This window comes from Cellulomonas sp. KRMCY2, assembly GCF_000526515.1.
GTDB lineage: Bacteria > Actinomycetota > Actinomycetes > Actinomycetales > Cellulomonadaceae > Actinotalea.
The window spans coordinates 2,740,838-2,760,616 of the sequence record NZ_JAGF01000001.1 but is presented as its reverse complement, the minus strand read 5'-3'; the positions used below and the strand labels follow the sequence as shown (position 1 = coordinate 2,760,616).

Annotated in this window: 14 protein-coding genes; 2 read left to right on the top strand and 12 right to left on the bottom strand. The window is 70.5% G+C overall.

Annotated elements, in window-relative coordinates:
* Nucleotides 1–10: 10 nt before the first annotated feature.
* Nucleotides 11–2,326, bottom strand: a complete 2,316-nt coding sequence (locus K415_RS0113120; RefSeq protein WP_034662882.1) for a bifunctional diguanylate cyclase/phosphodiesterase — start codon at nucleotides 2,324–2,326, stop codon at nucleotides 11–13.
* Nucleotides 2,323–4,614 carry a bifunctional diguanylate cyclase/phosphodiesterase gene (locus K415_RS0113115; protein ID WP_155859463.1) on the bottom strand — a complete coding sequence of 764 codons (2,292 nt, stop codon included), beginning with the start codon at nucleotides 4,612–4,614 and terminating at the stop codon, nucleotides 2,323–2,325. Before K415_RS0113115 ends, K415_RS0113120 begins: the two co-directional genes overlap by 4 nt.
* Nucleotides 4,615–4,772: 158 nt before the next feature.
* Here K415_RS0113115 and K415_RS0113110 point away from each other — a divergent pair, with 158 nt between their 5' ends.
* A complete protein-coding gene (locus K415_RS0113110) occupies nucleotides 4,773–5,381 on the top strand; it encodes a protein-tyrosine-phosphatase (RefSeq protein ID WP_024287499.1) in 609 nt (202 codons plus the stop codon).
* A gap of 15 nt (nucleotides 5,382–5,396) precedes the next feature.
* Here K415_RS0113110 and K415_RS0113105 read toward each other — a convergent pair whose 3' ends face one another.
* Both K415_RS0113105 and yicI read right to left on the bottom strand, forming a co-directional pair.
* Nucleotides 5,397–6,509, bottom strand: coding sequence for an LCP family protein (locus tag K415_RS0113105; RefSeq protein WP_051480581.1), 1,113 nt, complete (start codon nucleotides 6,507–6,509; stop codon nucleotides 5,397–5,399).
* Between the two features lie 89 nt (nucleotides 6,510–6,598).
* Nucleotides 6,599–8,908: an alpha-xylosidase gene (gene yicI / locus K415_RS0113100; RefSeq protein WP_024287497.1), complete on the bottom strand. Its 2,310-nt coding sequence runs from the start codon at nucleotides 8,906–8,908 to the stop codon at nucleotides 6,599–6,601.
* Between the two features lie 124 nt (nucleotides 8,909–9,032).
* Between yicI and K415_RS0113095 the strand changes: the two genes are divergently transcribed.
* Nucleotides 9,033–9,773, top strand: a complete 741-nt coding sequence (locus K415_RS0113095) for an ABC transporter permease (protein ID WP_231494892.1) — start codon at nucleotides 9,033–9,035, stop codon at nucleotides 9,771–9,773.
* Between the two features lie 18 nt (nucleotides 9,774–9,791).
* Here the strand turns inward: K415_RS0113095 and K415_RS0113090 are convergent, their stop codons facing one another.
* The 8 genes from K415_RS0113090 to K415_RS0113055 all read right to left on the bottom strand — a co-directional run bounded on the left by K415_RS0113090 (nucleotide 9,792) and on the right by K415_RS0113055 (nucleotide 19,714).
* The gene (locus tag K415_RS0113090) at nucleotides 9,792–12,290 is read right to left on the bottom strand and encodes an MMPL family transporter (protein WP_024287495.1); all 2,499 of its coding nucleotides are present in this window, start codon (nucleotides 12,288–12,290) and stop codon (nucleotides 9,792–9,794) included.
* Nucleotides 12,291–12,333: 43 nt separating this feature from the next.
* Nucleotides 12,334–12,990 carry a TetR/AcrR family transcriptional regulator gene (locus tag K415_RS0113085; protein WP_024287494.1) on the bottom strand — a complete coding sequence of 219 codons (657 nt, stop codon included), beginning with the start codon at nucleotides 12,988–12,990 and terminating at the stop codon, nucleotides 12,334–12,336.
* Between the two features lie 106 nt (nucleotides 12,991–13,096).
* Nucleotides 13,097–14,284 carry an ADP-dependent glucokinase/phosphofructokinase gene (locus tag K415_RS0113080; protein WP_024287493.1) on the bottom strand — a complete coding sequence of 396 codons (1,188 nt, stop codon included), beginning with the start codon at nucleotides 14,282–14,284 and terminating at the stop codon, nucleotides 13,097–13,099.
* Nucleotides 14,285–14,299: 15 nt separating this feature from the next.
* A complete protein-coding gene (locus K415_RS0113075) occupies nucleotides 14,300–15,160 on the bottom strand; it encodes a ketose-bisphosphate aldolase (protein WP_024287492.1) in 861 nt (286 codons plus the stop codon).
* A 49-nt stretch (nucleotides 15,161–15,209) separates the two neighbouring features.
* Nucleotides 15,210–16,055, bottom strand: coding sequence for a carbohydrate ABC transporter permease (locus K415_RS0113070; RefSeq protein ID WP_024287491.1), 846 nt, complete (start codon nucleotides 16,053–16,055; stop codon nucleotides 15,210–15,212).
* A gap of 1 nt (nucleotide 16,056) precedes the next feature.
* The gene (locus K415_RS0113065) at nucleotides 16,057–16,998 is read right to left on the bottom strand and encodes a carbohydrate ABC transporter permease (protein ID WP_024287490.1); all 942 of its coding nucleotides are present in this window, start codon (nucleotides 16,996–16,998) and stop codon (nucleotides 16,057–16,059) included.
* Between the two features lie 73 nt (nucleotides 16,999–17,071).
* A complete protein-coding gene (locus K415_RS0113060; protein ID WP_024287489.1) occupies nucleotides 17,072–18,388 on the bottom strand; it encodes a sugar ABC transporter substrate-binding protein in 1,317 nt (438 codons plus the stop codon).
* Between the two features lie 261 nt (nucleotides 18,389–18,649).
* Nucleotides 18,650–19,714: a class I mannose-6-phosphate isomerase gene (locus K415_RS0113055; RefSeq protein ID WP_231494891.1), complete on the bottom strand. Its 1,065-nt coding sequence runs from the start codon at nucleotides 19,712–19,714 to the stop codon at nucleotides 18,650–18,652.
* Between the last annotated feature and the right edge of the window lie 65 nt (nucleotides 19,715–19,779).

The window sequence follows — 19,779 nt, the reverse complement described above, 5'->3', positions numbered from 1 at the left end:
GCAGGCGACCTCAGGGGTGCCGCTGAGCCGGGACGTCGTGCACGACGAGGCCCGGCAGCCGGCCCTCGATGCGCTCGATCAGCTCCGGGATCGCCTCGGCCGCCACCGGCCGTCCGAGACCGAAGCCCTGCGCCGCGTAGCAGTGCATCCGCACCAGGGCCATCATCGTCTCGTCGTCCTCGACGCCCTCGGCCACGACGCTCAGACCCAGGGCACGGGCCAGCTCGATGGTGGACCGGACGATGGCGGCGCTGGCCGGGTCGTCCACGACCCCGGCGACGAAGGACCTGTCGATCTTCAGCCGCCGTACCGGCAGCCGCTGCAGGTAGGCGAGCGAGCCGTAGCCCGTGCCGTAGTCGTCGACGGACAAGGTCACACCGAGATCGTCGAGCTCACCGAGCACCGCGTCGGACCGCAGCGGGTCCACCATCGCCATGGTCTCGGTGATCTCGAGCTCCAGCGACGACGGCGGCAGCCCATGGCGGACCAGGGCCGAGCGGACGTCGTCGACCAGGCCGACGTCGAGGAGGTTGCGCACCGAGAGGTTGACCGCGACGGTCAGGTTGAGGCCGTCGCCGCGCCACACCGCGCACTGGGCCAGGGCGCAGTCCAGGACGTACTGGGTCAGCTCCCGGATGAGCCCGGTGCGCTCGGCCGCCGGCACGAAGGCCATCGGTGGGATGAGGCCGTGGTCGGGATGCTGCCACCGCACGAGCGCCTCGACGCCGAAGACGACGCCGGTGCCCAGCTCGACCTGAGGCTGGTAGTGCACGACGACGTCGCCGGTGGCCATCGCGTCGAGCAGCTCCGCCATCAGGACCGGCGCCAGGGCACCTGCCTGGAGCATCTGCAGGTCGTAGCAGGCGACCCGCTCGGTGCGCTCTCCGGCCGCCGAGAGCGCGAGGTCGGCGCGCTGCAGGAGCGCCTCGGCGTCGAGGCCCTCGAGGTCGCCCAGTCCGTCGTGGGGAGCCAGGACGATCCCGACGGCGCCCTCGACGGTGATGCTCAGCCGTCCGGCGGTCACCGGCCGGGCAAGGAGGTCGTGCAGGTCCGTCGCGATGGCCAGGACGGCGGCGCCGTCGGGCGCGGAGGTGAGCAGGATGCCGAAGTCCTCACCACCGACGCGCGCGACGCGCACAGCGGGCCCGACCGCGCGCTGAAGGAGCTCGGCGACCGCGATCAGGAGCTCGTCGCCGACGTGGTGGCCCAGGCCCTCGCGAACCTCGCTGAACCGCTCGAGCCCGACGAGCAGCACAGCCGACGTCCCCGGCGTGCTGCCGGCGGTCTCGAGATGGTCGTCGATCCGTTCCGTGAACCGGCGGCGGTTGTCCAGGCCGGTCAGGAAGTCGGAGTCGGCCAGGTGCGCGAGCCGCTCCGCCTGCGTCCGCATCCGGGTCACGACCTGGACCATCCGGAACAGCACCAGGACGACCAGGACGACGCTCGCGACGGACACCTGCGTGGTGTGCAGGGGCAGACCGAGGATCGTCTCGACGATGATCACACCGGGCAGGACGAGGGTCGCCGCAGTCAGGAACAGGACGCGCCCAAGGGTGAAGGCACCGGTGCTCCGGCTACGACCGTCCGCCAGCGCGGGCATGGCCGGGTGCAGGACCGCCGCGCCGATCAGCAGGTAGGCGGTGAGCCAGCCCGGGTCAAGCATGATCGAGTTGCGCTCGAGCACGGGCACGTAGGTCGCTGCCTGGAAGATGAGGTCGGTCACGAGCGTCAGCACGAAGCCCGCGCCGAGCAGCCGCAGCGCGGGTGTGCGGACCAACGGCGTCGTGCCGAGGTGGACCATCTGGATGACGAGCATCGCGTCGCCGATCGGGTACGCGACACCGACCACCCGCTCGAGCAGCGAACCCTCGGGGTCCGTCCAGCCCGGCTCGATGAACGCGACCCACAGGACGAGTCCCACCGCCACCCCGACGATCAGCGCGTCGACCAACGAGGTGAAGTCACGCGGCGCGTTGCGGCCGCGCGCCAGCTGGTACAGCGCCCCGGCGAGCACCGGGTAGGCCGCAAGGTAGAACAGATCGGCGCCCGACGGGAAGGGGTCGATCTGCACGACGTGGTCGAACCAGGCCCACAGCGCATCCCCGGCCACCCAGAGCCCCAGGCCGACGGCCAGGAGCACCCAGGGCAGCCGGCGCCGGGGGCGGTTCAGCCGGATGCCGATCACGATCGCGGTGACCGATGCCAGCCCGATGGCCACGTACACCAGGTCCCGCGCCGGACCGTAGGGCATCAGCAGCTCGACCACGACCACGACGAAGCCGACCGCGGCGAACCACCGCCAGCCCTGCGTCCGTGGCGGCGTCACGCGCGCCACTGAGCAGGTACGCGCCGAAGGTCCAGCCCGGGTAGCCGGAGCTCGATGTGGTCGATCATGGCCGGGATCGCCTCGGCTGCCACCGGCCGGCCGAGGCCGAAGCCCTGCGCCGCGTCGCAGCCCATGTCACGCAGGGCCAGGTAGGTCTCGTCGTCCTCGACACCCTCGGCGACGATCGTCAGGCCGAGGTGCCGGGCGAGCTCGACCGTGGACCGCACGATGGCGGCACTGGCCGGGTCCCCGAGCAACCCGGTGACGAAGGACCGGTCGATCTTGAGGCGACGCACCGGCAGCCGCTGCAGGTAGGCCAGCGACGAGTAGCCGGTGCCGTAGTCGTCGACCGAGAGGAGCACGCCGAGGTCGTCGAGCGCCCCGAGCACCTCGACGGAACGGTCAGGGTCGACCATCGCCATCGTCTCGGTGAGCTCGAGCTCGAGGGACGCCGGGCCGACCTTGTGCCGCTCGAGGGCCCGGCGCACGTCCGTCACGAAGCCGGGGTCGAGCAGGTTCCGCACCGAGAGGTTGACCGAGACGGAGAGGTCGCGCCCGGCGGCGCGCCACAGGGCGGACTGCGTGAGGCTGCGGTCGAGCACGTACTGGGTCAGCAGCCGGATCAGGCCGGTGTGCTCGGCCGCCGGGACGAAGGCCGCGGGGCCCAGCAGGCCGTGCTCGGGATGCAGCCAGCGCACCAGCGCCTCGACGCCGTAGACCCGCCCGGTGAGCAGCTCGACCTGCGGCTGGTAGTGGACGACGACCTGGTTGTCCTCCATCGCCGCGCGCAGCTCGGTCATGAGCTGGGAGGTGAGCGTGGCGCCGGACTCCATCTGCTCGGCGTAATGTGCGACGCGCTCACGTCGCTCCCGGGCCGCGACGAGGGCGAGGTCGGCCCGGATCAGGAGCTCCGGTGCCGTTCGCGCGTCGCCCGGGGCGACGGCGATCCCGACCGCACCGCCGACGGACACGCTCAGCCCGCTCAGCGCGAACGGTTCGACGAACAGGTCGCGGATCTGGTCGGCCCGCGCGGCGGCCTGCGGGCCCGAGCCCACCCCTGGCAGCAGCACACCGAAGGTGTCTCCCCCGACCCGGGCGACGATGCCGCCGGCACCCGCCTCGGCGAGGAGGCGTTCGCCGACAGCCGTGAGCAGCTCGTCACCGGCCCGGATGCCGAGCGTCTCGTTGATCTCGGTGAGACGCTCGACCGCGACCAGGAGCACCGCCTCGGCGGCGGGCGGGCGACCGTCATCGGGGTCGCCGAGCGACGCGGCGAGGCGTTCGGCGAACCTGCGCCGGTTCTCGAGCCCGGTGATGTAGTCCGTGTCCGCAAGCCGTTCGAGCCGCGCCGACTGCTCTCGGAGCCGGTGCACCATCGAGAGCATCCTGACCAGCACGAGGCCGATCACGATCGAGAAGGTCAGGACCAGCGCCCAGGTGCGCACCGGCCTGCCCTGGAGCAGCTGGACGGTCGTCGTCACCGGGACGAGCGCGACCGCGACGGCCACCACCGTGATCTGCAGCAGCTCGATCGAGCGCGGTGGGGCGTCGTGACGCTGGGAGACGATGCGCATCGACGGGTGCAGCGCAGCAGCCCCGCACAGCAGGAAGCCGAGGAGGTAGCCGGTCTCGATCACCGTGGGCCCGAGCCTCAGGTGCACGATCAGCCCCTGGAGCAGGACGTCGGTGCCGACGAACGCACCGACGGCCCCCGCGAGCAGTCCCACCGCGGCACCCGTGGGCCGGCGACTGGTGAACAGATGGGCCAAGGCTGCCAGCGTCAGGATGGCGGCCGAGGGGTAGGCCGCCATGACGGACTCGGCCAGGACGCCGGCGTCGCCGCCGCCGCGCCTGGATCCGACGATGAGGGACCAGCTCGAGTACCCGACGCCGGCGGTGATGACCAGGCTGTCGATCAGGGTCGCCGGGTCCCGTGGCACCCGACGCGCACCCGCCAGCATGATCACCCCGGCGGCCAGCGTCAGGTAGCCGAGCAGGAAGACGCCGTCGAGGACCGACGGGAACGGTGGACGACCGCCGAGGGTCATGGGGCTGTACAGGACTCCGGCAATGACCCAGAGGCCGAGCCCGCCGGCCATCAGGTACCACCCGGCGGTGAGCTGGGGCTTGTTGCGCCGCACCCCGACGACCACGGCAGCAACCCCCAGCGCCGCCACCGCCGCGTGGCCGAGGTCACGCCCCAGGCCGAGGGGCTGCGCCAGGTTGGCCACAGCCAGGATGGCGGTGGCCGTCAGGAAGCGCCGAGCAGCGCGGGTCCCCTGGGGCACATCTGTGTGATCGACCCCCGCCACCACGAACTTGAGCAACCCCGCCGTCGTGACAGGCCCCGAGGCGGGTGAAAGCCACGGTCGGCTGCCCGTGAGTGGGCGCTGCCGGTGAGTGGGCACTGCCGTCACGGAGGCCGCGCACCCACCAGACTGTCACCGTGAACACCCCACCCCTGGCCGACGACGGCCAGCCCGACGCGCCCATCCACCACCCCTTCGCCGTCCTGGTGGTCTGCACCGGCAACATCTGCCGGTCCCCCGCCGTCGAGCGGCTGCTGGCTGCCGGACTCGGGTCGCCGTCCGGCGTCGTGGTCGGCAGCGCCGGGACCAGGGCGGTGGTCGGCGCCCCGGTGTCCGCGCCGATGGTCCCGCTGCTGGTCGGCGCCGGCGCGTCGGCCGACGACTTCGCCGCGCGGCAGCTGACCCACCAGCTCGTCGACGACGCGGACCTGGTGCTCGGCCTGACCCGCGGTCACCGTGCCGCCATCGTGCACCTGGTCCCGAACGCCGTGCGGCGCACGTTCACGCTGCGCGAGCTCGCCCGGCTCACCGCCGACGTCGACCACGACGAGCTACCGGCCGGCCGGCCGGCCGAGCGGCTCGCAGCGCTGGTCGCGCTGGCCGCGGGACGGCGCACGCCGCACCCCGCGCGGCCCGCGCAGGACGACGTCGTCGACCCGTACGGGCTGGGCGACGCCGCCTACGCGCGGTCCTTCGGTCAGCTCAAGCCGGCAGTCGACGCGATCCTCCGGCTGGCCACGGGCTGAGGCGCCCGGGCTCGCTCAGGGCGCGACGTCGGGCAGCGTGTCGACGTCGTCGGCGTGCTCGGCCAGGTAACCCGCGAGGGCGTCGTCCCGCACCGCCGCCATCAGGGTGTCGAAGGGCGCCTCGTCGAGCAGGACGATGCTCTGGCCGTCCGCGGAGGTGCCGATGCCCTCGATCGGCACCGTGAAGAACTGGACGTCCGCCGACGCGAGGCCCTTGACCCGGTTCCCGATGCCGAGCATCTCCTGCACCGAGAAGCCCTCGTCGACCGCCACCGAGCGGGTCGCGGTGTCCAGGAACGTGGTCAGGCGGTTCGGGCTGGTCAGGACGCCGTCGTTGCGGACCTTGTCCATGATCGCCCGCACCCACGCCTGCTGGCGCTGCACCCGGTCGAAGTCACCCCGGGCCAGGTTCTTGCGCTGCCGCACGTAGGTCAGCGCCTGCTCACCGGTCAGCTGGTGCTCCCCCGCCGGGAGGATCAGTGTGCCGTGGTCGACGAGATCCTCCTTGAGGGTCATCCGGACGCCGCCGATGGCGTCGGTCAGCTCGGTGAAGGACTCGAAGTCGGCGATCGCCAGGTGGTCGATGCGTACGTCGGTGAGCTGCTCCATCGTCTCGATCAGGAGCGCCGGCCCCCCGTAGGAGTACGCCGCGTTGATCTTGGCCATGCCGTGTCCGGGGATGTCCACCCAGGAGTCGCGCGGGATCGACATCACGTAGGCGGCCGAGTTGTCGGCCGGGATGTGCACCAGCATGATCGCGTCGGTCCGCTGCGCGCCCTGCTCCCAGTCACCGGGGTCACCGGCGGAGACCCGGCTGTCGGAGCCGAGGACGAGGAGGTTCATCGCCGTGTCCGCCGGGAGATCACCGGCCTCGTCCGGGGTGGGCGCCGGCATCGAGGGCCGGGAGGGCAGCGCGACGAACGGGTCCGCGATCCGTTCGAGGTTCCCGTTCAGCCGGATGGCGAACATGCCGGCGGCGACTGTCGCACCGACGACGAGCACCGTCAGCACGATGGTCAGCGTGAACAGCAGCGTGCGGTCGCGGAAGCGCCGCCGACGCGGCTCGGCCGGAAGCGGGGACGGGCCCTCGGCGGGTTCGGTGGTCTCGGCGGGCTGCTGGTCGCTCACACCCGAGAGGGTAAGCGACATACCGCCCATCCGAGCCCGTTCCGCGCCACCAACATCACTGCAACCGGTCTGCGCCCGCCGGACGGACCTCAGCCGATCGGGACCTCCACCGCGACCTGCGCGGCGCCGTCGGCCACCACGGCCCGCGGGCCGCGGTCCTCGCCGCTGCCCCAGGCACCGTCGACCAGGCACAGGCTCCACCGGCCCGCCGCCCCGTCGACCAGGCGGGCGTGCACGACTGTCGCCTCGCGCCACACCTCGAACCGGGCTGCCGCCGCGCCGTCCGGCCCGTGCACCGTGACCTCGGTGACCTGGCCGTCGGACATCGGGTAGACCTCGAGCGTGACGCCGTCGGCCAGGTCGTAGTCGGGCCGGTCCTCGCGTGCGCCCACCGCGACGACGGCCCCGGGCCGGGCCAGCAGCGGCAGGCTCTCGAAGCCGTGGTCGGCCGTGACCCAGCGTGGGCCCCGCACCATCGTGCCGGCCAGCACGTTCGTCCACACGCCGTCGGGCACGTAGTACGTCACCCGGCCGTCGTCGCTCATCACCGGCGCGACGAGCAGGTCCGGGCCGAGCATGTACTGGCGGTCCAGGGCAGCCGCACCCGGGTCGTCCGGGAACTCCACGACCATGGCCCGCATCATCGGCACACCCTGCTCATGGGCCTCGACGGCGGCCGCCCACAGGTACGGCATGAGGCGCAGCTTGAGCCGCGTGAAGGTCCGCAGGACGTCGACGGCCTCGTCGTCGAAGGCCCACGGCACCCGGTACGACGCGCTGCCGTGCAGGCGGCTGTGCGAGGACAGCAGACCGAACGCGACCCACCGCTTGAACAGCGCGGCCGACGGCGTGCCCTCGAACCCACCGATGTCGTGGCTCCAGAAGCCGAACCCGCTCACGCCGAGGGACAGGCCGCCGCGCAGCGACTCGGCCATGGCCGACCAGGTCGACTCGCAGTCCCCGCCCCAGTGCACCGGGAACTCCTGGCCACCGGCCGTCGCCGACCGCGCGAACACCACCGCGTCGCCACGGCCGCGGCTCGCCTCCAGCGCCTCGAAGACCGTGCGGTTGTAGAGCAGCGAGTAGTAGTTGTGCATGCGCTGCGGGTCGGAGCCGTCGTGCCAGACGACGTCGGTGGGGATGCGCTCGCCGAAGTCCGTCTTGACGCAGTCGACGCCCAGGTCCACCAGCGCCGTGACCTTGGCCGCGTACCACTGCCGCGCGGCCGGGTTGGTGAAGTCGACCAGGCCCATGCCGGCCACCCACTGGTCCCACTGCCACACGTCGCCGTCGGCCCGCCGCACCAGGTAGCCGGCCTCGGCGGCCTCGGCGAAGAGCGGCGACGTCTGACCCAGGTACGGGTTGATCCAGACGCTCACGTGCAGCCCGCGCTCCTTGAGGCGGGCGAGCATCGCCGGGGGGTCGGGGAACGCGACCGGGTCCCACTCGAAGTCGCACCAGTGCAGCGCGCGCATCCAGTAGCAGTCGAAGTGCAGGACGCTCAGCGGCAGGTCGCGGTCCGCCATCTCCTGGACGAACCCGGTGACGGTGGCCTCGTCGTAGTCGGTCGTGAACGACGTCGAGAGCCACAGACCGAAGGACCATGGCGGCGGCAGCGCGGGGCGACCGGTCAGGGCCGTGTAGCGCCGCAGGATCTCCTTGGGGCTCGGGCCGTGGATGACGTAGTACTCGAGCTCCTGGCCCGGGACCGAGAAGCCCACCCTGGAGACCACCTCGGACGCCACCTCGAAGGAGACCTTGTCCGGTGAGGCGACGAAGACGCCGTACCCCGCGTCCGTCAGGTAGAACGGCACCGACTTGTACGCCTGCTCGCTCGCCGTGCCACCGTCCTCGTTCCAGGTCTCGACGACCTGACCGTTCTTGACGAACGGTGTGAAGCGCTCGCCGAACCCGTAGACGTTCTGCCCGACGCCGAGGGCAAGGCGCTCGATCATCAGGTGCTCGCCGTCGTCCGTCAGCACGGCGCCCAGGCACTTGCCGGCGCTACCGGTCAGCTCACGGCCGTCGGCCTCGAAGGTCAGCGACCACGGGTCGCCGAGGGAGACCCGGGCGGTCAGCGCGCCGGACGTGAGGGTTACCTGCTCGCCGTCCTCGGCGATCTCGACGACGGTCTGCGGATCTCTCGCGATCTCGAAGCCGGGGGTTCGAGGTCGGGCGCCGGCCAGGTGGGTGACCTTGACGCCGATCACGTCGGGAGCGGGCGACGAGAGCTCGACGGTGATCGTCGGGGTGCTGAGCTCGGCGCCGCGGTGCTCGTTCCTCCGCGTGAGCGTCGTGACCGTGAGCGTGCCCTGGGTCGCGGTGGTGTGATGCACGACGACGGGGTGCAGCGTCGTCATGCCCTTGCGGATGAGCCAGTAGCCGTCGTTGACCTTCATGGACCTGATCGAACCGCATCGCGGGCCCGGTTCGGCGGACATCGGTGCCGGGCAACCCATCTGTCCCGGTATCGCGCCCCTGACGGCCCGGACGTGCCAACCTGGGGGCGTGGTCAGTCCGTCGGTGACGCTCGCAGTCGTGCTCGTGGCACTCGTCGCGCTGGCGGTCGGTGCCGTGGCGGTCGCCGGTCTGCCGTTGCGCACGGCAGTGCTCACCGCCGCCGGACGCGCCACCGTGCAGCTCGCCGTCGTCTCGGCCCTGCTCGTGGTCGTCCTGGACTCGATCGCCTGGACCCTGGTGTACGTGGCCGGGATGTTCGTGGTGGCGTCGGCGACGTCGACCCGACGGCTCGGGCTGCCCCTGCGCCGGCCGTGGGCCGCCGTCCCGATCGCGGCCGGTGCCGTGCCCGTCGTCGGGCTGATCCTCGCCTCAGGCACCGTGCCGTGGGCACCGGCGAGCATCCTGCCGATCGCCGGCATCGTCCTGGGCGGGTCGATGACGGCCACCTCCCTCGCGGGCCGGCGGATGGCGGACACGCTCGACGACCGGGTGGGCGAGTACGAGGCCGCGCTGACGCTCGGCTTCCTGCCCGGTGAGGCGGCCCTCGAGGTCGCGCGCGAGTCGGCCGGCCTCGCGCTCGTCCCCGCTCTCGATCAGACCAGGACCGTCGGCCTCGTCACGCTGCCGGGGGCGTTCGTCGGCGTCCTGCTGGGTGGCGGGACCGCTGCCGAGGCAGGTGCGGCCCAGCTGCTGGTCCTCATCGGGCTGCTCGCCGCCGAGAGCATCGCCGTCCTGGTGACCGTGCGGCTGGTCGCCGCGCGACGGCTGGTGCGCGACAGGGTGCTGGCGCGGCTCGCCGTCTGACGGGTCCGGGCCTGCGGCTCACCCGTGCGTGCCGGTGCCGGCGGGATCGCGACGGTCCGGGTCGCCCGTCGCCGCGCCGCCCGCCTCGGGGACGTGGTGCGGGTGACGGCGCTCGAGCTTCGCGCCCTCGACGTCGACGTCGGGCAGGAGCCGGTCGAGCCAGCGGGGAAGCCACCACGCCGCGTCGCCCACCAGGTGCATGAACCCGGGGACGACGAGCATCCGCACCACGAAGGCGTCGAGGAGGACCCCGAGCGCGAGCGAGAAGCCGACCGGTCGGATCATCGCGCTGTGGGCGAAGACGAAGCCGCCGAACACCGAAGCCATGATGATCGCGGCGGCCGTGACGACGGCACGGCCGGCGTGGACCCCCTGGGCCACCGCGAGCCGGGCCGGGACGCCGTGCACATAGGACTCCCGCATGCCCGAGCCGATGAAGAGCATGTAGTCCATGGCGAGGCCGAACAGGATGCCGACCAGCAGCGTCGGCAGGAAGCTGAGGACCGGGCCGGGGTTGTCGACGCCGAAGACCGCACCGAACCAGCCCCACTGGTAGATGGCCACCACACCGCCGAGCGCGGCGAAGTAGGACAGGACGAAGCCGGCCGTCGCGATGGCCGGGACGAGGAGCGACCGGAAGACGATCACCAGGATCAGCAGCGACAGGCCCACGACGACACCCAGGTAGGCCGGGAGCACATCGGCGAGCCGGTCCGAGATGTCGATGTTGCCGCTGGCCTGGCCGGCGACGCCGAGCGTGATCCCGCCGTCGAGCGGGGAGAGCTCGCGCAGCGTCGTGACCAGGAGCTCGGTCGACTCGGTCGTCGGGCCTTCGGCGGGCACCACCTGGAAGGCGGCGACCGTCCGGTCCTCGGACGTGGCCACGGGCACGACCGCCAGGACGTCGTCCTGCGCGAAGAGCTGTTCGGCGACCTGGACCTGGTAGGCGAGGGACTCGGCCTCGGTGGGCGACCCGGGAAGGTCCGCCACCACCAGGAGCGGGCCGGTCTGACCTGCTCCGAACTGCTCGGACACCGTGGTGTAGGCGCGGTACTGGGTCGTGTCCTGCGCCTCGGACGAGCCGTCGGGCAGACCGAGCCGCAGGTCCACGGCCGGCAGCGCGACGAGGACCAACCCGGCGACACCGCCGAGGACGCGCACGACCGCCCCCGTCGTCGACATCCGTCGACCGGGCACGGTGGGCACGGCCGACGCCGTCGCGGCATCGGCCTGCTGCGCGACGAGGGCCGCCCGCTCGCGGCGGGAGAGGATGCGCGTCCCGGCCAGCGAGAGCAGCGCGGGCGTCAGGGTCACCGCGATCAGCACCGCGATCGCCACGCACATCGCTCCCACCGTGCCCATCAGCGCCAGGAAGGGGATGCCCGTGACGTTGAGCGCGAGCAGGGCGATGAGCACCGTGGTGCCGGCGAAGACCACGGCGTTGCCCGAGGTCCCGTTGGCGAGCCCGATCGACTCGTCGACGTCGTAGCCGTGCTTCAGCTGGCGTCGGTGCCGGTTGACGATGAACAGGGCGTAGTCGATCCCGACGGCGAGCCCGAGCATGATGCCCAGGACGGGTGTCATCGATGCCATCTCGACCACGCCGGACAACGACATCGCCCCGAGGGCGCCGATCGCGACGCCGATCAGGGCGGTCAGGATGGGCAGGCCCGCACCGACCAACGTGCCGAGCATGATCACGAGCACGAGGCCGGCCGCGACCAGGCCCAGCGCCTCCGCGACGCCGAACACCTCGGGCACGCCGCTGGCGACGTCCGACGAGAAGTCGACGACCACACCGGGGATCGGGGCCTCGAAGGTCGCCATGAGGGCGTCCCTCGTCTCCTGCGCGACGTCGAAAGACGTCTCGGTGAACATGGCGATGGCGAGGGCCGTGCTGCCGTCCGCCGACACGGTGCGGACCTCGGCGGACATCTCCATCAGTGCCGCCGCGAGCCTCAGCTGCTCCGCGCCCGCCTCGAGCTCCACCGCGCCGGCCTCGAGTGCCGCCTGCTGCTGGTCGAGCTCTGGTGCAGCCTGCTCCAGCACGCCCGCGGCCTCGGCCTGCGCCCGGGCGGCGTCGAGCTGCTCCCTGCCCTGCGCGAGCTCCGCGCGTCCCTGCTCGAGCTGCGCGAGACCACCGTCGACCTGCTGCTGCTGCTCAGCGCGCTGGGCCCGGGTCGCGAACGGGTCGACGACCGTCTCGACCCCGTCGATGCCGGACGCCTCGGCGACCCGGTCGCTGATCGTCGCGCTCTGCACCGCGGTGAAGGGGGTGCCGTCCGCCGTGCGGAGAACCACCGTCCCGGTGCCTCCGGCGACCGCCGGAAGGTCAGCCTGCAGCCGGTCGGTCACCTCCCCGGTCGGGGTGCCCGGGATCGAGAAGCTGTTCGCCAGGGTGCCCCCGGCGACGGCGAAGGCCACGCCGGCTGCCGCGAGGAGGGCGAGCCACACAGCGATGACCGTGCGAGCACGGCGCGCAGCCAGGAGGCCGAGCCGGAAGAGGATCTCTGCCATGGTTCCATTCCAGAGTCGTGAGGTACGGGTGTCGGAGAAGACGTCACAGGTCGTGCGCCGGGGTGCCGTAACCGCCTCGGACGGTCTCGACGAGCCGGTCCACCAAGCCGGCCCACACGTGCCGCGCCGGCTCGTCGTCGGCGGCTCCGGTGAGGGCGAACCAGTGCCCGTACAGCATCATCAGCCCGGACATGAGCGAGTTGACCAGGAGCTGCACGTCCAGGAGGTCGGCGTCCGGATGACGTGCCGCCATCGCGGCGGAGAAGCGCTCGCTCACGTCGTGGAAGCTGCGCAGCAGGAGGGCCGCACGCCAGGGTGACTGCTCGTCGGGGTTGCCGAGGGTGCGGGTCAGGTACGCCATCGGCGTCACGAGATCGGTGGTCCGCAGTGCGTGCGCGACCTCGTCGAACATCGACGACGCCGACCCCTGCGCGGCCGGGGCGGCGGACACCTGGGCGACGAAGCTGTCCACCACGCCGCCGAGCACGTCGGCACAGACGGCGGCGACGATGTCGTCCACCGACGCGAAGTGGTTGAAGACAGTACGTCTGGCGACGTCCGCCCGGGTTGCCAGGTCGTCGACCGTGAAGCCGACGCCCTCCTGCTCCGCCATGAACGATGCCGCGGCGTCGACGATCGCCCGCCGGTGGCGCTGCTTGAGCGCCGCACGGCGGTCCGGCGCGGGGATGTCGGGGCTCACCTGAATACACTAAGTGCAACGCTGCACCATGTGCAATCTCGGTGCCCGCCACGGACGCACGGCGCCGATGGGGCCACGGAGGCGCACCCCCACGCTCGGCGCCCGGTCAGCCCCGGGCCACCGCCGCGATGAACCCGCCGACGAAGGTGTCGCCCAGCCCGATCGTCGTCGGGCGCTCGACGTCCACCACGAAGGCCGGGACGCAGCAGACCGCGCTGCCCATCGCCTCCTCGATGCGGGTCGCGAACTCGGCACCACCCGGGTTCAGCGGGAGCCGGCTCACCTCGTCGTACTCCCTCTCGGTGAAACGGTCCCCATGCATGTAACGCGTGCTGGCCATCGTGATCCCGCCGCGCAGGTTCGCCTCATTGGCCCGAGCACGTTCTCCCAGCGCGAGCGACCAGTACTTGGTGTGGACGACGAGCGTCTCGGCCGGGATCACCCGGCGCAGCTCGTCGAGCGCCCGCTGCATCTCGCGCGGATCCAGCAGGTCCAGCGGACGACCGACGTACGACTGCAGCTCCTCCTCGTTCATGCTGTACACGTCGACCAGCCCGACCAGCGCGTCGCGCACGCGCAGGCTCAGCGACGGTACGTGGTAGCCCGCGTCCTCGTAGATGACGACGGCCTTCGGCGGCAGGTGCCGCATGTGGCCCAGCAGGGTCGCCAGCCTTCGGTCGAGCACCGCCGCGTCCTGGATGCAGTTGAAGCCCGAGATCAGGAAGACCTCAGCCCTGTCAAGCGCCGCGCCGAGCTCGTCGCTGAGCACCAGCTCCCGGTTCGGCGGGTCGTTCGTCAGGATCACCCGATTCGGGTGCGGTGAGCGCAGGTCGATGTCTCCGGCCCGGATGCGGACGCCCTGCCCGAACTGGACGATCAGGTGCGGATCGGTCGAGTCCCGCGTCGCGCTGCAGATGTACGAGCAGCCCTGCGGCAGCAACCTGCGGACGTGGTCGTCGATGCTGACCAGGTGGATCGTGGACGTGATACCCAGCGCGCGCATCGCCAGCGCGGCACGGACGGGTGTCCCCCCCAGCGTGATCCGGGTGTCGAACCGCCCGGCGAACGCCTCGACGATGTCGGAGGAGGCGACGAACCGCTCTCCTCCGACACCGTCCCGCACGAAGGCCAGCACGGAGACGACCAGGTCCCGCTCGCTGTCGATCGCGATCGCGGTCGTCAGCTCGGCGGCACTGATGGCGTACGCCGCGACGAGCGACTCGACGACCGCCGAGTCCCAGACGATCTCGTAGTCGACCGTGCCACCCAGGCCGAGCACCAGCGTGTCGCTCATGGGAGATGGTCCCGCTCAGTAGAGCGAGGCCTTGCCGGCCGCCTGGAAGAGATCGATCTTCTGCGCCGCGGTGACCTTCATCGCCGCGATGCAGGGCGGCTGGATCGTGTTCGGCTCACGCAGGCCCAGATCGGCCAGGACCTCACGCATCTTGTCGTGGTAAGCCACCTTGATGTCACTCGAGATGTTGATCTTGTTTACGCCCAGCGTGACCGACTCACCGATCTCGGCGTCCGGGTTGTTCGAGCCACCGTGCAGCACCAGCGGCACGCCGACCTTGCTCTTGATGCGCCGCAGGAGGTCGAGCTTGAGCTCGGCCTTCATCCCCGGGGGGTAGATGCCGTGGCACGTCCCGATGGCGATGGCGAGGCTGTCGACACCGGTCGCAGCGACGAACGTCACCGCGTCCTCGGGATCGGTGTAGATGATCGTGGCCGTGCCGTCCTCCGCCTCGTTGTCCGTCTTGCCGATGGTTCCGAGCTCACCCTCGACCGACAGACCCACCGCGTGTGCGGCGTCGACAACGCGCTTCGTGATGGCGACGTTCTCGTCGAACGGCAGGATCGAGCCGTCGATCATCACGGACGTGAACCCGCTCTTGACGGCCAGCAGCACCTGCTCGTAGGTCGCGCCATGGTCCAGGTGGACGGTCACCGGCACCGAGGAACGGTGCGCGCGGGCGATGATCGACGGCAACATGTCGACGCCGATGTGGCTGAGCTCATCGGGGTGGATCGCGATGATCACCGGCGCCTGCTTCTCCTCGCTGATCTCGAAGATGCCGTTGAGCATCGCGTGGTCGCTGACATTGAAGGCCGGGACGGCGAAGTTGTTCGCGTTCGCCACGGCGAGAAGGTCCTTGCCATTCATCAACATCTCGGGGTTTCTCCTTGGTTGGTTGACGTGCTCCGGAATATCCTGCGGCCTAGCCCTTGACCGAGCCACCGGTAAGGCCGCCGATGAAGTACCGCTGGAAGAAGAGGAAGAGCAGGAGCACGGGAATACACCCGAGAATGCTCATCGCCATCATCTCGTTCCACTCGTACGAGTGCTGGCCCATGAGCAGCTGGATACCGATCGGGACGGTCCGCATGTCTTCTGTCCGCGTCAGGGTCAGGGCGAACAGATACTCGTTCCAGGCGATCATGAAGGTGTAGATGCCGACCGAGACGATCCCTGGCACCGCGATCGGGACCAGAACGCGCCGCAGTGCGGTGAGCGCATTTCCGCCGTCCAGCTTGACGGCCTCGTCGAGCTCTCTGGGCAGGGTGTTGAAATAGCCGGTCATCATGATGATCGCGTACGGGAGGGTGAACACCATGTACGTCAGGATCAGGCCCTGATAGGTGTTGTAGAGCCGCAGGGTGACCATGAGACCGAAGTACGGGATGAGCAGCGTGATCGGCGGCACGGCCTGCACGCTCACGATGATCATGTTGAGCGGGTGCTTGTGCCGGAACTCGTAGCGGCTGAAGGCGTACGCGGCCAGGATCGCGACGATGAGGGTCAGTGCGGTGACCGAGAGCGACACCACATAGCTGTTGATGAAGAACCGCACCTTGACCGGATCGGTCAGGATCGTCGCATAGGCGTCGAACGAGAAGCTCTCGGTGATGATCCTCGGTGGGTACTCGAAGATCTCCGTGTTGGACTTGAAGGAGCTCACGAGCATCCAGAAGACGGGGAACCCGGCGAAGACGGCCCCGACGACCAGCGCGACGACGACGCCGAGCTTCTGTGCAGCACGCTTCTGCGCCCTGGTGTTCGACATGTCAGTCCCGCGCCTTCTGGTGCCTGACGTAGAAGAACGCCAGGACCATGGAGAAGAGGAGGATGAGGACCGCACTGGCCGAGGCCGCCGAGAACTCGTACCTGCTGAAGGCCAGCTTGTAGGTGTACGTGCTCAACATCTCGGTGACGTTGATCGGTCCGCCACCGGTGGTCATCCAGATGAGGGCGAACTGCTGGGTGGTCCAGATGATGTCGAGCATCGCCATCGAGATGATGATCGGCTTGAGCTGCGGGAGCGTGACGTTGAGGAACTGCTGGAACCCGCTCGCGCCGTCCATCGTGGCGGCCTCGTAGAGGTCACGGGGTATTCCCTGCAGGCCGGCCAGGAGGCTGACCATGTAGAACGGGTACCCGGCCCAGATGTTGATGAACGTGACCGCATACAGCGCGGTCTCGCGCGTCGCGAGCCACTCGACCCCGTTGTCCGTGAGACCGATGCTGATCAGGAGGTAGTTGAGGATGCCGTTGGGGTTGAGGAGCATCCGCCACAGGACCGCGATGATCGCCACCGTGAACAGCCACGGCAGGACGTACACGGTCCGGAACAGGGCCTTGGTCCGCGTGCTCAGCAGGCTCGTGTTCAGCAGCATCGCGAACATGAGGCCCAGAACGAGGTGGGCGACCACGCTGACGACGGTGAAGAAGGAGGTGTTGCGGATGGCGGTGTAGAACACCCGGTCCGTGAGGATCTCGCGGTAGTTGGCGAGCCCCACGAAATGCGGATCCTTGATCATGATGACGTTGTCCATGACCGAGTAGCCGATCACCATGACGATCGGCACCAGCATCAGGACGAACATCAGGAGTGCCGTCGGGGAGACGAACGCGTAGGGCGGGAGCTTCCGCCTGAGCGACGACCACGGCGTCCTGCTCCGCGCCTGCGGCTCGATCCGCACGTCGCGATCGACGAGTGCACGTGTCACAGCGCAAGCCTCCTGGGTGGTCGGCCGCGCCACGGGACCTGCCGTGGCGCGGCCTTGGTGAACCGCGATCGGTCTAGAACTCGGCCATCCAGGCGTCCTGGGACGCCTGCAGCATCTCCTCGACGGTCTGGTCGCCTTCCAGCATCAGCTGGAACTGCTCGTCGAACAGGCGCATCAGCTGCTCAGCCACCGGCAGGCCGGTGAACTCGTTCGCCGGGTAGCCGCTCGTGTAGATGTCGAACGCGGCGGCGAAGAGCTCGTCGCTCTCGACGAAGTCGGGCACCGCGGTGGTGTTGCCCGGGAAGGCGAAGGCGACCGACGCAAGCTCCGCGTTGGTTGTCTCGCTCATGAGGAAGTCCACCAGCTTCCAGGCCTCGGCCGGGTGCTCGGAGTTCTCGGCGACGCCGATGCCCCACGAGGCGTACGGGATACCCCGCTCGCCGGTGAACCCGTCCTCGGCGGGAAGCGCCGAGATGCTGAAGTTGAGATCCGGGTTGCTCTCCCGGATCAGGTTGATGTGCGCGAGCGAGTCGATCATCATGCCGACGCGGCCGTTGGTGAACTCCTCGACCTTGTCCTGCTCCTTCATGGTCAGGGCCCCCGGCGCGACGACCCCGGCGTCCCACAGGCCCTTGAGGTACTCCATGGCCTTGGTCACGTCGTCGTTCGTCAGGTCGGGCTGCCCGTCCGCGAGCATGCTGCCGCCCGACGCCCAGACCCACGACATCACGTCGTTCTGGATGCCGTTCGGCGCCTCGAGCGACAGTGGCATGACCCAGCCCGACGTGTTGTCACCCAGGCCGCCGATGGCCGCGGCCGCGGCCGCGAACTCCGTACGGTTGGTCGGCGGTGCCGCGATGCCGGCCTGAGCCAGGAGGTCGTCGTTCGTGAACATCGGGTAGACGAAGTTCACGACGGGGATCATGTACGTGGCGCCGTCGATCTGGATCTGGCTGGCCAGCTGGCTCTCGTCGTAGCCTGCGTCGGCCATCAGCGCCGAGAGGTCCGCGAGCGCGCCCTGCTTCGTGAAGTCGCTGACCCAAGCGCCGTCCAGGCCGACGACGTCCGACATGGTGCCCGCAGCGGCACCGGCCACGACCTGCTCCTTCGTCGAGGCGTAGGGCCCGCTGAGCAGCTCCACCGTGATGCCCGGGTTCTCGGCCTCGAAGGTGTCCATCAACCCGCGGAGCGCGCCGTCGGGCAGCTCCGGCTCCCACCACTGGGCGAACTCCAGGGTGACCTCTTCACCTGCTGTTGCTTCTCCGCCTGTCGTCGCGTCCGGCGTCGTGGCCTCCGGGGTGGAGCCACTGCAGCCGGCGACCAGCGCCAGGGCCGTCGCCGCGCCAAGGAAGGGCAGAACTCGCCGTGCGAGGTGAGCTTCGTTGCTCATGATTCTCCTATCGGTGTCGTGCAGTATCTCGCGGCTCTTTGCGGCTTGATGCACGTATCTGCATGCTAGGGCGGCGATCCGTGAGCCGTCAAGAACGGGCAGATGCCGTAACCATCCTGTGATCTGGACCGGTCCACCCGGTCGAGACGGCACTCTGGCCCCCAGGGGCAAGCCCGCCGTGCGCCTTGTTGCGGTTGTGTGCCGCGTCGGTCGCAGACGCCGATCTCCAGACGTGCGCACGCCCGCCGTCGGACGTGGTCGCTACTGGGCGGCGCCGGGCTCGACACGGCCTGCGCCGAAGGCGAGCACCCTCAGGTCGTCGGACCCCTCCAGGACCAGCGGCCCGGCTGCCGCCGGCACCGCGAAGGTGCCACCCCTGCCCACCGCGACGACCGGCGAGTGCCTGGACGTGGCGGGCACGAGGACGCCGGTGCCGGCGATGACCACGAGCGTCCGGTACTCCGCGGGGAGGGTCGAGCCCGCGCCGAGGACCGTCGCCGAGAAGTACTCGCGCGACTCCTCCGGCAGCAGGTCCGCGCCGACCGGGGACTCCAGCGCGCCGCGCCGGACGAGCGCTTCCGCGTCCGTGCGGGACATCCCGTGCAGGTCGACGCAACCGAGGGCCGCGGCACGCTCGACCCCGAGGAACGCACCCGAGCTGTCGGCGAAGAAGCCCGTCCACTCCAGGAGGACCGACAGGTCCGCCGCCTGCTGGACCTCGACCAGGAAGATGTCCTGGCCGATCGCGTGCACCGTGCCCGGCGGCACGTACACGCTGTCCCCGGCCGCGACGTCGAGGGCGTGCATCGCGCCTAGCATCGCCGCGACGTCCTGCTCGTCGACCCACCGGGTGAGCTCGTCGTCCCCGACGGCGCGGGTCCAGCCCAGGTGGACGACACCGGACGTCGGCGCCTCGATCACGAACCACGCCTCGGCCTTGCCCTGCGGCCAGACGCCCAAGGTCCGTGCGTACGCGTCGTCCGGGTGAACATGGATAGGCAGCCGCTGGCCGGCGTCGAGCAGCTTGACCAAGGGGACCGCGAGCTCGGGCGTCGGACGGTCGATCGGCCCCAGCCAGTACGCCGGATCGGCACGCACCGCATCCCGCAGGAACCGGCCGGTGACGAGCGTGGTCAGGCCGGCCGTCTCCTCGCCCAGGCGGGTCACCGTGGAGGCCACCCAGTCCTCGGGACGCTCGTCGACGTCCGGGGTCCCACCACGGAACAGCGCGATCCGGCCGGCTCCCCGGTAGAAGGTCGGTGGCGCGTTCGCCGTGAGCGCGACCGCTCTCGCACCGAGGATGCCCTCCTGCAGGCTCCGGTCCACGCTGACCTCCGATGGGGCGGTGCAGGGCATCACGACATCGGCTCTGCACTCTTCCGCGGTTTCAT